The following is a 13,176-nucleotide window of genomic DNA, read 5'->3' as shown; positions in this document are numbered from 1 at the left end:
CGGTTAAAATGGTCTAAGGCTTTCGTCTGGCTTCTCCGTGTCCCGGCAATCTCCTATGCTCTCCTGCGGAGGCCGGCTTTTCCGGTATGGGAGTAGAGGAGACGGTGATGGCGAGCAGCTATGCCGACGTTTACGGCGCGTGGAAACAGGATCCGCAAGCTTTCTGGGCTGAAGCGGCCCGGGAGATTGACTGGTTTCTGCCATTTGATCAGGTTTTCGATCCTGGCCAGGGCGTTTACGGACGCTGGTTCCCCGGCGGAGAAACCAATACCTGCTTCAATTGTCTGGACCGTCAGGTTGCCGCGGGCCTGGCCGATCAGAATGCCTTGATCTATGACAGCCCCGTCACCGGCACGGTGGAGCACTGGACCTACGGTGCGATGCTTGATGAGGTCGTCGCGCTCGCGTCCGTCTATCAGGATCTGGGTATCGGCAAGGGCGACCGGATCATTATCTACATGCCGATGATCCCGCAGGCTGTGTTCGCCATGCTGGCGGCTGCCCGCATCGGCGCTGTTCACTCGGTCGTTTTCGGCGGTTTCGCGGCGAGCGAATTGGCGACGCGCATCACCGACAGCGAAGCCAAGCTGGTGGTGTCGGCCAGTTGCGGCATCGAGGCCGGAAAAACGATCGCCTACAAACCGTTGCTCGACGCGGCCATCGAGATCAGCCGGCACAAGCCGGCTCACTGCCTCGTCTTTCAACGGACAATGTTGAAGGCCGAGTTGCAGATTGAACGTGACATCGATTTCGCCGCCGTTGTCGCCTCGGCAAAACAGCGGCACGTCGAGGTTTCGTGTACGCCGGTCCTGGCGACCGATCCGCTCTATATCCTCTATACATCAGGGACGACCGGCCAGCCGAAAGGCGTTGTGCGCGACAATGGCGGCCACATGGTTGCGCTCAAATGGTCGATGCAGCACTTCTTCGGCATCAAGCCCGGCGAAGTATTCTGGGCGGCGTCCGATATCGGCTGGGTCGTCGGTCACTGCTACATCGTTTATGGACCGCTGTTGAACGGCAGCACGGCAATACTCTATGAGGGAAAGCCGGTGGGCACGCCCGACGCCGGCGCCTATTGGCGGGTTATCGAGCAGCACGGCGTGACCACGCTGTTTACCGCGCCGACAGCCTTTCGCGCCATCCRCAAGGAGGATCCGCAGGGCGAGTTGATCCGCCGGCACGATCTTGCGAAATTCAGGGCGTTGTTTCTGGCAGGCGAACGCGCAGACCCCGACACGGTCGCCTGGGCGGAAGCAAAACTGAAGGTTCCCGTCATCGATAACTGGTGGCAGACGGAAACGGGCTGGCCGGTGGCCGGAAATCCGATCGGGCTCGGTTTGCTGCCGGTGAAATACGGTTCGGCCGCCATGCCCTTGCCGGGGTATGATGTTCAGGTGCTGGATGATGCCGGTCATGCCGTGGGCTCCGGAACGCTGGGCAATATCGTCATCAAGCTGCCGATGCCGCCCGGCTGCCTGCCGACATTCTGGAATGCCGATCAACGGTTTCGTGACACCTGCCTTGCCGAATTTCCCGGCTACTACCGCACGGCGGACGCAGGCTATATCGATGACGACGGTTACATTTTTATCATGTCGCGCACCGACGACATCATCAATGTCGCCGGCCACCGCCTGTCCACCGGCGCGATGGAGGAAATSTGTGCCAGCCATGCCGACGTGGCCGAATGTGCCGTCATCGGCATTGCCGATCCGATCAAGGGACAGGTGCCCGCCGGCTTTCTGGTCATCAATGCCAATGTTTCCCGTGAAACAGCGGACATCGAAAAGGAGGTTGTCGGCCTTGTTCGTGAGCGCATCGGACCGGTCGCCGCGTTCAAGACGGTGATCTGCGTCAAGCGTCTGCCCAAGACGCGATCGGGAAAAATCCTGCGCGGTACGATGCAGAAGATCGCCGATCGTGAGAGCTGGAAGATGCCGGCAACGATCGACGACCCGGCCGTGCTTGACGAAATCGCGGCCGCCCTGCATGCCCGAGGTATCGGCGTATAGGCTGAGGACCGGCGATCCTTAGCCGGAGTCTGAGCAAGGTCACAGCTGAAACGCGTCACTGAAGTTCTCAAGGCACAAAAAAACCCGGATCGCTCCGGGTTTTTCGTCGGGAGCGATGCGCTCCAATCAGTAGGCGTCGTCCTCGTCCTCGTCCTTGCGGTCGGACTTGAGGGCCTTGAGCTTGGAGAAAACGGCGTCGGCGTCGATTTCCTTTTCCTCTTCGCGCTCGTAGGAAAATGGCAGTTTTTCCGTTTCCTTCGAGGCTTCCAGCGTCGCGCCCAGTTCGGCAGCGGTTGGCAGCGGGCGGCCCTTCGACGCGCGTTCGACTTCAAGGTCGAGGTCGATCTGCGTGCACAGGCCAAGCGTCACCGGGTCCATCGCGGTCAGGTTGGTCGAGTTCCAGTGGGTGCGCTCGCGGATCTGCTCGATCGTCGACTTGGTGGTGCCGACGAGACGCGAAATCTGGGCGTCCTTCAGTTCGGGATGATTGCGCACCAGCCACAAAATGGCGTTCGGGCGGTCCTGGCGCTTGGAAACCGGGGTATAGCGCGGGCCCTTGCGCTTGCTGTCGGGGACGCGAACCTTCGGTTCGGAAATCTTCAGCTTGTGGTTCGGATTGCCTTCGGCGCGGGCGATCTCGTCGCGCGACAGCTGGCCGGTGGCGATCGGGTCGAGGCCCTTGATGCCCTGCGCGGATTCACCGTCGGCGATTGCCTTGACTTCAAGCGGGTGCAGCTTGCAGAACGTGGCGATCTGTTCGAACGACAGAGCAGTGTTGTCAACAAGCCATACGGCCGTCGCTTTGGGCATAAGCAGTTGTTGAGCCATGGATATAGTCCTTCTGTCCGTCCGCGCCGGTGTCGCGGGCCGTGGGGTGTAACCACTTTAATTTCCGGGAAATTAGCGCCTCTATACCCTCGTCCTCTCAGAAATGCAATTCTTCTTGAAGAAATGACCTTTTGTCTAATGGACGCCGTGTCTTGACCTGATATGTATGGCGCCCGAAACGGGTGCGCACGAGGAGATGTGCCGCCTGAAACTGCCTGCGCAGGGAGGAAATCACTATGTCTGCCAAAACCTATCCGATCCTGGAATCTGCCCGGAAACGTGCTCTTATCGACGATACGACCTATCGGGCGTGGTACGAGCAAAGCGTCACGGATCCTGAAGCCTTCTGGGGAGAACATGGCAAGCGTATCGACTGGTTTACGCCCTATACAAAGGTCAAGAATACCTCCTTCGAGGGCGACGTTTCGATCAAGTGGTTCGAGGATGGTGTCACCAACGTCTCCTACAATTGCATCGACCGGCATCTGGAAAAGCGCGGCGACCAGGTGGCGATCATCTGGGAAGGCGATAATCCCTATGACGACAAGAAGATCACCTACCGTGAACTCCACGAGCATGTCTGCCGCCTCGCCAATGTGCTGAAGGCAAACGGCGTCAAGAAAGGCGATCGCGTCACCATCTATATGCCGATGATCCCGGAAGCGGCCTATGCGATGCTGGCCTGCACCCGCATCGGCGCTGTGCATTCCATCGTTTTCGGCGGGTTCTCGCCCGACGCGCTGGCCGGCCGCATCGTCGATTGCGAATCCACGATCGTCATCACCGCCGATGAAGGCCTGCGCGGCGGCAAGCCGATCCCGCTGAAGGCCAATACCGACCAGGCCATCGAGATCGCCGGCCGCGGCGGCGTCGACGTCAAGTCGGTGATTGTGGTGCGCCGCACGGCCGGCAAGATCGCCTGGTTTTCCGAGCGCGACATCTGGTACCATCAGGCTGTTGCCAATGTCGAAGCGGATTGTCCGCCGGCGAAGATGAACGCGGAAGACCCGTTGTTCATCCTTTACACATCCGGATCGACCGGCAAGCCGAAGGGCGTTCTGCACACGACCGGAGGCTATCTCGTCTATGCCTCGATGACGCATCAGTACGTCTTCGATTATCACGACGGCGATATCTACTGGTGCACCGCCGATGTCGGCTGGGTCACGGGCCATTCCTATATCGTCTACGGCCCGCTGGCGAATGGCGCCACGACCCTGATGTTCGAAGGCGTCCCGACCTATCCGGACGCCGGCCGTCTCTGGGACGTGGTCGACAAGCACAAGGTCAATATCTTCTACACCGCCCCGACCGCGATCCGGGCACTGATGGGCCAGGGTGACGCTTTCGTGACGCGTTCCAAGCGTCAATCGCTGCGCACGCTCGGCTCCGTCGGCGAGCCGATCAATCCGGAAGCCTGGGAATGGTACTATCACGTGGTCGGCGACGGCCGCTGCCCGGTTGTCGATACCTGGTGGCAGACGGAGACCGGCGGCATCCTGATTACCCCCCTGCCCGGAGCTACGGCATTGAAGCCGGGTTCGGCCACCCGTCCCTTCTTTGGCGTCCAGCCGCAGCTGGTTGATGGCGAAGGCAAGGTGATCGAGGGAGCGGCCGACGGCAATCTCTGCATTACCGACAGCTGGCCCGGCCAGATGCGCACCGTCTATGGCGACCACGAACGCTTCATCCAGACCTATTTTGCGACCTATAAGGGCAAGTATTTCACCGGTGACGGCTGCCGCCGCGACGAGGAAGGCTACTACTGGATCACCGGCCGCGTCGATGACGTGCTGAATGTCTCCGGCCATCGCATGGGCACGGCCGAAGTCGAATCGGCGCTTGTCAGCCATGATTCGGTCTCGGAAGCCGCCGTTGTCGGCTATCCGCACGATATCAAGGGACAGGGCATCTACTGCTATGTGACGCTGATGGTCGGCCAGACCGGTTCGGACGATCTGCGCAAGGCGCTGATAACCCATGTCCGCAAGGAAATCGGCGCCATCGCTTCGCCGGACAAGATCCAGTTTGCGCCCGGCCTGCCGAAAACCCGCTCCGGCAAGATCATGCGCCGCATCCTGCGCAAGATCGCCGAGGACGATTTCGGTTCGCTCGGCGATACCTCGACGCTCGCCGATCCGACCGTCGTCGATGACCTGATCGCCAATCGCCAAAACAGGAAGTGACGCAAGCTCCGGGCCATTCGACATCGAATGGCCCGGATACGCCTACCAGGAAGAGCAGGCCGTCGACTTGCGGCCGCCGTCCTGGGGAGAGATGTAGCCTGCCGACAGCATTTCCTGAGCCGGATTCCGGCCGTCGGGAAAGCTGATCGTGTCGCCATCAATGACGCGGATGACGTCTGCGGTCACCGGCCCGGATACGTTTGCCGGATTCAGAAGCATGGGAGGGAGCGCCCAGCGACAGCGCTGTGACAGCGGCAGTGAGAAGAGGGATCAAGCGAAATATCATGGATAGGAAAATATACCGTTCCTATTGCGGTATCCGAAGGAATAATTCCCTCAGAAATCGATCGCCCGGCCGTTGATTTCCCAGTCGCCGAAGCGTGACGGTTCGGCACCACCACGTCCGCCCTGTTCCTCCGGGAGTTCGACAGGTTTTTGCAGCCTGCGGCGTTCCTCAGCTTCGGCCAGCGCTCGCTTTGCGGCCGGCGAAAGAGGTTTGCGCGGCTCCACCGGCAAATTGTCGTTGTCGTTCTGCATGTGAATTTCCGCGAAAAAGTTGAAGAATGCGCCTAATGTCCCCATCATATAGGAAACCTTTGTTCAAGCGAAACCCGTGATTCACGTGAAACATCGGCAAACGTTGGAGACCGACTGATGAACCTTGTGCGCACCGCGATGCTTCTGGCCTTCATGACCGCATTGTTCATGGCGGTCGGTTTTCTCATCGGCGGCAAGGGTGGCATGATGATTGCTCTGGTCATTGCCGCCGGCATGAACTTCTTTTCCTACTGGAACTCCGACAGCATGGTGCTACGCATGTACCGCGCGCAGGAGGTCGACGAGCGCTCGGCCCCGGAATATTACGGCATTGTCCGCGATCTTGCGGCGAACGCCGGACTGCCGATGCCGAAAGTCTATGTCATCGACAACCCGCAGCCGAATGCCTTTGCCACGGGGCGCAATCCTGAAAATGCCGCGGTGGCGGCGTCCACCGGGCTTTTGAACGCGCTGTCCTATGATGAAGTCGCTGGTGTTATGGCGCATGAACTCGCCCACGTGCAAAACCGCGACACGCTGACGATGACGCTTACCGCGACGCTTGCGGGTGCGATCTCCATGCTCGGAAACTTCGCCTTCTTCTTCGGCGGTAATCGCGAAAACAACAATCCGCTCGGCTTCATCGGCGTCCTGGTGGCGATGATCGTCGCGCCGTTGGCCGCTGCGATCGTGCAGATGGCGATCAGCCGGACGCGCGAATATTCGGCCGACCGGCGCGGCGCGGAAATCTGCGGCAAGCCGCTGGCGCTGGCATCTGCGCTCGCCAAGATTTCGAACTTCGCCCATCAGGTGCCGAACGCCGAGGCTGAGCGCAATCCGGCCACCGCGCACATGTTTATTATCAATCCGCTCTCCGGCGAGCGCATGGACAATCTGTTCTCCACCCATCCGGCCACGGAAAACCGCATCGCGGCATTGCAGCAGATGGCGCAAGAGATGCAGTCGGTCTCGACGCCGCCGGTCAGGGCTGATAATCCCGTGCGCAAATCGCGCTCCGTGCCGCCGACAGGCTGGGGTCGCGGTGGTTCCGAACCACCGAAAGGTCCCTGGTCTTGACGTCTGACGATCATAAGAACGCTTCGCATCCGAAACGAAACAAACGCCCGGCCCGCTTGCGCGGCCAGGCTCCGGAGAATCCGGCCTTTGAACGCAGCGACAAGCCCGGAATCCGGGCCCGGCAGGCGGCTGCAAAGATGCTTGCCGCCGTCGTCGATCGCAAGACCTCGCTGGACGGCATGCTGGATGCCGGCAACGGCAATCCGGTCTATCGCGAACTGAACGAGGCCGACCGCGCGCTGGTTCGGGCTATCCTCAACTCGGCGCTGCGGCAATTGCCGCGCATCGAGGCGATGATCGGTTCGCTGTTGCAGAATCCGCTGCCGGAAGGCGCCCGGGCGCTCGATCACGTGCTGACGGTGGCCGCCGCGCAGATCCTTTATCTCGATATTCCCGATCATTCCGCCGTCGATCTCGCGGTCGAGCAGGCGCAGATCGATCCGCGCAACAAGCGCTTTGCCAGCCTCGTTAACGCTGTGCTGCGCCGCATGTCCCGCGAGAAGCAGGATCTGCTGGAAAATGTCGGTGAAAAAATCCCGGCGATTCCGGGCTGGTTCCATAAACGGCTGGTCACCTATTACGGCGCCGATGAAGCCGCCCGCATCGCCGACGCGCTTTTGACGCCCGCAGCCATCGATCTGACCGTCAAGTCGGATGCCCCACGCTGGGCGGAACGTCTGAACGGACGCCTCCTCCCGACCGGTTCGGTCCGTCTTGCCGGTTTTTCCGGCGCGGTACCGGCGCTTGAAGGTTTCGATGACGGCGAATGGTGGGTGCAGGATGCCGCCGCCGCCCTTCCCGCCAAGCTTTTCGGCTCGCTCGCCGGCAAGCGCGTCGTTGACCTCTGTGCTGCACCCGGCGGCAAGACGGCACAGCTCATTCTTGCCGGAGCCGAGGTCACTGCACTCGATCAGTCGGCAAGCCGCCTCAAGCGTCTTCAGGGCAATCTCGCCCGGCTGGGACTGGAAGCGGTCACCCGGGAAATCAACATGGCCGATTTCCGTGCTGATGACCTGTTCGACGCGGCGCTGCTCGATGCGCCGTGTTCCTCGACCGGCACGATCCGCCGCCATCCGGACGTCCTGTGGACCAAGGGACCGGAGGATATCGAGAAACTGGCCGTCCTGCAGGAAAAGCTGCTGCGCCATGCGCTGACGCTGGTGAAGCCCGGCGGTCTCGTCGTCTTTTCCAACTGCTCGCTCGATAAGCGGGAAGGTGAAGAGGTAACGCAACGTGTGCTTGCCGACGGCAACAGCGAACGGGTGGCAATCGCGCCAAAAGACTGGCCGGGTCTGGAAAATGCAGTGACACCGCTGGGTGAATTTCGAACCACGCCGGCAATGATCGAGCCGCAGGACGGTTTCTCCGGCGGCCTTGACGGTTTTTATGCCGTGGTCCTTCGTCGCAAGATTTAACCACAGCCTGTCAACAGGCACATGACGGGCGTCAATTGACGCTCCATGTCCGTTTGCCTAAACAATACAGGCACGATCCATAAAAGTTTAACGACTTTTCAGGCACGATCGTCGTTCTGGTAGTATCTGGTACGGATTGCAGTCATTCCGGTTTTCAATGCCGGATGAGGCCAGTCCGGGAGTGAGGAGACGCGCAGGCGTCGAAAATGCAGATTTCAGACCGGCAAAGGCTTCTTTATCTATATGTGCGTGAGGGCTGGCGCCGCTTCTCGCGCCGTCTTGCCTTGGGCCGGAATTCCGCCCTGCGCTTTGCCGGGACAACGCCGGATCGGCTGATTGTCGCGCCGACCGATCTCAGGGCGGTCGATCCTTTCGTCGCGCAGGAAATCCTGCAGGGCCGCTTTCCGCTGGCTGGCCGCGTGCTTGAAACCGATGGTGAATCTCCATTCGAGATGGATCTCCCATCGCAGGAATTCGCTGTGCGGCTTCATTCTTTCGGCTGGGTTCGCCACATGCGTTCGGTCAAGGAGGAGGAAGCCTTCGTCCGGTTGCGTCATATCGTCAACGACTGGATTGTCACGCATGGCGGCTATATCGGCGGCATCGCCTGGGAAGCCGACATCATCTCCCAGCGCCTGATTGCGTGGCTGTCGCATTCGCCGATCATTTTGCGCAATGCCGAGCATCCATTCTATCGCCGCTTCCTCAAGAGTCTTGCCTTCCAGGTGCGGTATCTGCGCCACATCACCGACACCACCTGGGACGGCGAAGCGCGGTTGCGGGCACGCATTGCGCTTGCCATGGCCTCCGTTGCCATGCCGGCCTCTGAATCGACGATCCGCAAGGCGGCGCGCAATCTTGATCAGGAACTGGACCGTCAGATCCTGCCGGATGGCGGCCACAGCTCGCGCAATCCGCGCACCGGCCTGGAATTGCTGATCGATCTGCTGCCGCTGCGCCAGACCTATGTCAATCTCGGCCATGATGTGCCGGCCAGACTGATCCCCTGCATCGACCGGATGTATCCGGCCCTGCGATTTTTTCGCCATGAAGGTGGAGAGCTGGCCTTGTTCAATGGCGCCACCTCGACGCTTGCCAATGAACTCATGGCCGTCCTGAGATATGACGAGACTGCCGGTGCGCCTTTCAAGGCGTTGCCGCATCTTCAGTATGAACGCCTGGCGCACAACAACGTCGTTGTCATTATGGACACCGGCAAGCCGCTTTCGGCGGAATTGTCGCGAACGGCGCATGCCGGCTGCCTGTCGTTCGAAATGTCGTCGGGACGCCACCGCTTCGTCATCAATTCCGGTTCGCCAAAGTTTGCCGGCGACCGGTTTCGCCAGTTGGCGCGCCTGACGGCGGCGCATTCGACGGTAACCATCAACGATCGCTCGTCATCACGTCTGTCGCAGTCGGGTTTTCTCGGCCCCATTGTCACCGGCGGCGTCTCGAAGGTCGCTGTTCGGCGCGAGGAACGTGCCGGCCAGCCGGATGCTGTTATTGCCAGCCATGATGGCTATGCCCAGGTCTTCGGCCTCGTCCATGAGCGCGATATCGGCATCAACGGTCAGGGAAATGCTGTCCGCGGGCGCGACCGGCTGGTTCAGCCGGATGGCGCGGAACCGGCGCAAACCAATACCGCCGTCGCCGTCGCGCGGTTTCATATTCACCCGTCGATCAATATCCGTCAGCACAGCGCCCATGAAGTTTACCTGAGCGCGCCGGATGGCGAGGTCTGGCTGTTTACGTGCCGCGACGGCGAAGTCCTGGTCGAGGAAGACATTTTCTTTGCCGACCCGTCGGGGGTGCGCAAGACGTCACAGCTGTCCGTGACCTTTGCTGCGGGCTCGCAGCCCGAAATCCAGTGGATTTTTTCGCGCGAAGCGTGACAATCTCGTTGGTAGGGCGCTCATCGCCGTGACTGCGGTTTCTTCACGCGGAAAGCTGTGTTAACGGCAGGCGGACATTTGCCGGAAGACCCTCCCGATATCCGGCGCCTACCAAGGAGCTTGATGATGGCTGTCGCCTCCAAGAAGATTCCCGCCCCGGATCAGGTCACTGTCCGCACTGCCCTCCTCTCCGTCTCCGACAAGAGCGGTATCGTCGATCTGGCGCGCGCGCTGCATCAGAAGGGCGTTCATCTGGTTTCGACCGGCGGTACGCACAAGGCGCTTGCCGATGCCGGCCTGCCGGTCACCGACGTATCCGAGCTCACCGGCTTTCCGGAAGTGATGGATGGCCGGGTGAAGACGCTGCATCCGGGCGTGCATGGCGGCCTTCTGGCGATCCGCGACGATGAGGACCATGTCCAGGCAATGACGACACACGGCATTACCGGCATCGATCTGGCCGTCATCAATCTCTATCCGTTCGAGGATGTCCGCGCCAAGGGCGGCGATTATCCGACGACGGTCGAGAATATCGATATCGGCGGCCCGGCGATGATCCGCGCTTCGGCCAAGAACCACGCCTATGTCACGGTGATCACCGACGCGTCCGACTATTCAGCGCTTCTCGCCGAGCTTGGCACGGGTGCCGCTACGTCCTTCAGCTTCCGTCAGAAGATGGCTGCCAAGGCCTATGCCCGCACGGCTGCCTATGACACCGCGATTTCCGGCTGGTTTGCCGAAGTCCTTGATACACCGATGCCGCTTCACCGCACGGTCGGCGGGGTCCTGAAGGAAGAGATGCGCTACGGCGAAAATCCCCATCAGAAGGCTGGATTCTACATCACCGGCGAGAACCGCCCGGGCGTTGCCACCGCAACCCTCCTGCAAGGCAAGCAGCTCTCCTACAACAATATCAACGATACCGACGCCGCCTTTGAGCTCGTCGCCGAATTCCCGGCTGAAAAATCGCCGGCCGTTGCCATCATCAAGCATGCCAATCCTTGTGGCGTCGCCACGGGATCCACTTTGCTTGAAGCCTATGAGCGCGCGCTGGCCTGCGATTCCACGTCGGCTTTCGGCGGCATTATCGCGCTCAATCAGCAGCTTGACGGTGCCACGGCGGAAGAAATCGTCAAGCTGTTCACCGAGGTGATCATCGCTCCTTCGGTCAGCGATGCCGCCAGGAGCATTGTTGCTGGCAAGCCGAACCTGCGCCTTCTCGTCACCGGCGCCCTTCCCGATCCGCGCGTCCCCGGTCTGACCGCAAAGACGGTTGCGGGCGGCCTGCTGGTGCAGACGCGTGACAATGGCATGGTCGAGGACCTGGAGCTGAAGGTCGTGACCAAACGGGCGCCGACTGCGCAGGAGCTGGAGGACATGAAATTCGCCTTCAAGGTGGCGAAACATGTGAAATCCAATGCTGTCGTCTACGCCAAGGACGGCCAGACCGTCGGCATCGGCGCCGGCCAGATGAGCCGGGTCGATTCCGCCCGCATCGCCGGCCTCAAGGCTGAAGAAGCCGCCAGGGCGCTCGGCCTTCCCGCGCCGCTCACCCACGGTTCCGCCGTTGCCTCGGAAGCCTTCCTGCCGTTCGCCGATGGCCTCCTGTCGATGATCGCTGCCGGTGCGACTGCCGTCATCCAGCCCGGCGGCTCGATGCGCGATCCCGAAGTCATCGCTGCCGCCGACGAGGCCGGCGTTGCGATGGTGTTTACCGGCATGCGCCATTTCCGGCATTGAGAAAGCGGCACTGCGGGGGGCAAATGTATCGGCTGCCATCAAGCCAGCTTCTGCCATCTTGATGGCAGAAGCATTGGCGAGATTGCGGCTCAGCCTGCTCTGTTCGCCGGGTAAGGAGTCCGGATCAGGATCAGCAGGCCGACGGCCAGGAAGACCACCAGTGCCATCATGCCGATGCGGGCCGATCCCGTCATCAGGGTAACGGTGGCAACGGCGGCTGGTGCCAGAAAGGTCGTCGCCCGTCCCGACAGGGCATAGATGCCGAAATACCGCCCTGCCTCGTCGGCACTGACACTGCGCGCCATGTAGGAGCGGGAGGAAGCCTGTACCGGGCCGAATGCAATCCCGACCAGAAGGCCGAAGACGATATAGGCCTTTTCCGCGGCGGTGCCGAAAAGCCCGCCGGCATCGGTTGTCGGCAATTGGAGCAGCCCGAACAAGGTATAGCCCGGCCCGGTCGAGACGATACCGAGCGTTGCGATGGTCAGGCAGATCAGGCTGGCGGTAACGATCACCTTCGAGCCGAGTTTTGCGTCGAGCCGGCTGGCATAGAGGCAGCCGCCGATCGCCACGACATTGAGAATGATGCCGTAGACACCAAGCTCGACCGTCTGCCAGGCAAACATGCTGGCCGCAAACGTACCGCCAAGTGCCAGCAAGCCGTTGACCCCGTCCTGAAAGATCATCCGGGCGATCAGAAAGCGCAAAATTCCGGAGCGGTGCCGGAGTTCGCCGATCGTGTGGCGCAGCTCTGCCATCCCGGCGTGTACGGCAGCGCCGGCAGGCATGGCCCCCTTGTCGGCGTCGGGTGTATACAGGAACATCGGCAGGATGAACACAAGATACCAGATGGCCGCGATCGGCCCGGTGACCCGCGCATCGGCGCCGGTTGCCGGGTCAAGCCCGAACAGCGGGTCCATTCCGAGAATTGTTTTGCCGGATTCCGGGCTTCCGGCAAGCAGCGCCACCACCGCGATCAGCACGATCATGCCGCCGAGATAGCCAAGCCCCCAGGCCATGTTGGAGATCTTGCCGATCTGCTTTTCGCCGACCAGCCGTGGCATCATCGAGTCATTGAAAACAATCGAGAATTCGGCCGCGATCGATGCGAGGATGATGAAGATGAACGGGTAGATCAGCGACGACCCGGGCACGGCAAACCAAAGGAGCGCCAGCGAAACGATCTTGATGACGGCGAAAAAGGCGATCCAGGGTTTGCGGGCGCCGGTCTGGTCGGCGATCGAACCGAGCACCGGCGACAGCACGGCGATGACGATGCCGGAGATGGTCAACGTATAGCCCCACATTGCCTGCCCGTAGGCCGGGTCGTCCGTGAGCCGGGAAACGAAATAGGGGCCGAAGATGAAGGTGATGATCACGGTGAAGAACGGCTGTGCTGCCCAGTCGAACAGCATCCAGCCGAAAAGGCCGGCGCGCGATACCCTTGGCTCGTCGCCAGCCTCTGCCGTGATGCTGCTCACCTGAT

At 61.1% G+C, this 13,176-nt stretch carries 10 protein-coding genes; 6 read left to right on the top strand and 4 right to left on the bottom strand.

Features of this window, described 5'->3' with window-relative positions; all coding sequences use genetic code 11:
- Nucleotides 1-107: 107 nt before the first annotated feature.
- Nucleotides 108-2,015 carry a propionyl-CoA synthetase gene (locus tag AC1D17_RS07065; RefSeq protein WP_477564697.1) on the top strand — a complete coding sequence of 636 codons (1,908 nt, stop codon included), beginning with the start codon at nucleotides 108-110 and terminating at the stop codon, nucleotides 2,013-2,015.
- Nucleotides 2,016-2,141: 126 nt separating this feature from the next.
- On the opposite strand, the gene AC1D17_RS07060 is transcribed toward AC1D17_RS07065, so the two are convergent.
- On the bottom strand, nucleotides 2,142-2,843 hold the full coding sequence (locus AC1D17_RS07060) for a DUF1013 domain-containing protein (protein ID WP_264219931.1): 702 nt from the start codon (nucleotides 2,841-2,843) through the stop codon (nucleotides 2,142-2,144).
- A 236-nt stretch (nucleotides 2,844-3,079) separates the two neighbouring features.
- On the opposite strand from AC1D17_RS07060, the gene acs reads away from it, so the two are divergent.
- On the top strand, nucleotides 3,080-5,029 hold the full coding sequence (gene acs / locus AC1D17_RS07055) for an acetate--CoA ligase (RefSeq protein WP_477564696.1): 1,950 nt from the start codon (nucleotides 3,080-3,082) through the stop codon (nucleotides 5,027-5,029).
- Between the two features lie 42 nt (nucleotides 5,030-5,071).
- Here acs and AC1D17_RS07050 read toward each other — a convergent pair whose 3' ends face one another.
- Nucleotides 5,072-5,248, bottom strand: coding sequence for a hypothetical protein (locus tag AC1D17_RS07050; RefSeq protein WP_477564695.1), 177 nt, complete (start codon nucleotides 5,246-5,248; stop codon nucleotides 5,072-5,074).
- Nucleotides 5,249-5,365: 117 nt separating this feature from the next.
- On the bottom strand, nucleotides 5,366-5,614 hold the full coding sequence (locus AC1D17_RS07045) for a DUF1674 domain-containing protein (protein ID WP_477564694.1): 249 nt from the start codon (nucleotides 5,612-5,614) through the stop codon (nucleotides 5,366-5,368).
- A 69-nt stretch (nucleotides 5,615-5,683) separates the two neighbouring features.
- Between AC1D17_RS07045 and htpX the strand changes: the two genes are divergently transcribed.
- From htpX to purH, 4 genes are all read left to right on the top strand, one after another.
- Nucleotides 5,684-6,643, top strand: a complete 960-nt coding sequence (gene htpX, locus AC1D17_RS07040) for a zinc metalloprotease HtpX (RefSeq protein WP_477564693.1) — start codon at nucleotides 5,684-5,686, stop codon at nucleotides 6,641-6,643.
- On the top strand, nucleotides 6,640-8,058 hold the full coding sequence (locus AC1D17_RS07035; RefSeq protein WP_477564692.1) for an RsmB/NOP family class I SAM-dependent RNA methyltransferase: 1,419 nt from the start codon (nucleotides 6,640-6,642) through the stop codon (nucleotides 8,056-8,058). The genes htpX and AC1D17_RS07035 overlap by 4 nt, the downstream gene beginning before the upstream one ends.
- A 206-nt stretch (nucleotides 8,059-8,264) precedes the next feature.
- A complete protein-coding gene (locus tag AC1D17_RS07030; RefSeq protein ID WP_477564691.1) occupies nucleotides 8,265-9,950 on the top strand; it encodes a heparinase II/III family protein in 1,686 nt (561 codons plus the stop codon).
- Nucleotides 9,951-10,076: 126 nt separating this feature from the next.
- Entirely contained in the window at nucleotides 10,077-11,690 is a 1,614-nt protein-coding gene (gene purH / locus AC1D17_RS07025) for a bifunctional phosphoribosylaminoimidazolecarboxamide formyltransferase/IMP cyclohydrolase (RefSeq protein WP_477564690.1), read from the top strand.
- Nucleotides 11,691-11,779: 89 nt separating this feature from the next.
- Here purH and AC1D17_RS07020 read toward each other — a convergent pair whose 3' ends face one another.
- Nucleotides 11,780-13,171, bottom strand: coding sequence for an MFS transporter (locus tag AC1D17_RS07020; protein WP_477564689.1), 1,392 nt, complete (start codon nucleotides 13,169-13,171; stop codon nucleotides 11,780-11,782).
- Between the last annotated feature and the right edge of the window lie 5 nt (nucleotides 13,172-13,176).

Source organism: Pararhizobium sp. P1_E7, from assembly GCF_056405855.1.
The sequence above is the reverse complement of the archived record's forward strand: the minus strand, read 5'-3'. Positions and strand labels throughout refer to the sequence as shown.

Excerpts from the sequence above, each read along its gene's own strand:
- AC1D17_RS07050 (WP_477564695.1), bottom strand. The coding sequence starts at position 5,248 with ATGCTTCTGAATCCGGCAAACGTATCCGGGCCGGTGACCGCAGACGTC.
- htpX (WP_477564693.1), top strand. The coding sequence starts at position 5,684 with ATGAACCTTGTGCGCACCGCGATGCTTCTGGCCTTCATGACCGCATTG.
- acs (WP_477564696.1), top strand. The coding sequence starts at position 3,080 with ATGTCTGCCAAAACCTATCCGATCCTGGAATCTGCCCGGAAACGTGCT.
- purH (WP_477564690.1), top strand. The coding sequence starts at position 10,077 with ATGGCTGTCGCCTCCAAGAAGATTCCCGCCCCGGATCAGGTCACTGTC.
- AC1D17_RS07060 (WP_264219931.1), bottom strand. The coding sequence starts at position 2,843 with ATGGCTCAACAACTGCTTATGCCCAAAGCGACGGCCGTATGGCTTGTT.
- AC1D17_RS07045 (WP_477564694.1), bottom strand. The coding sequence starts at position 5,614 with ATGATGGGGACATTAGGCGCATTCTTCAACTTTTTCGCGGAAATTCAC.
- AC1D17_RS07030 (WP_477564691.1), top strand. The coding sequence starts at position 8,265 with ATGCAGATTTCAGACCGGCAAAGGCTTCTTTATCTATATGTGCGTGAG.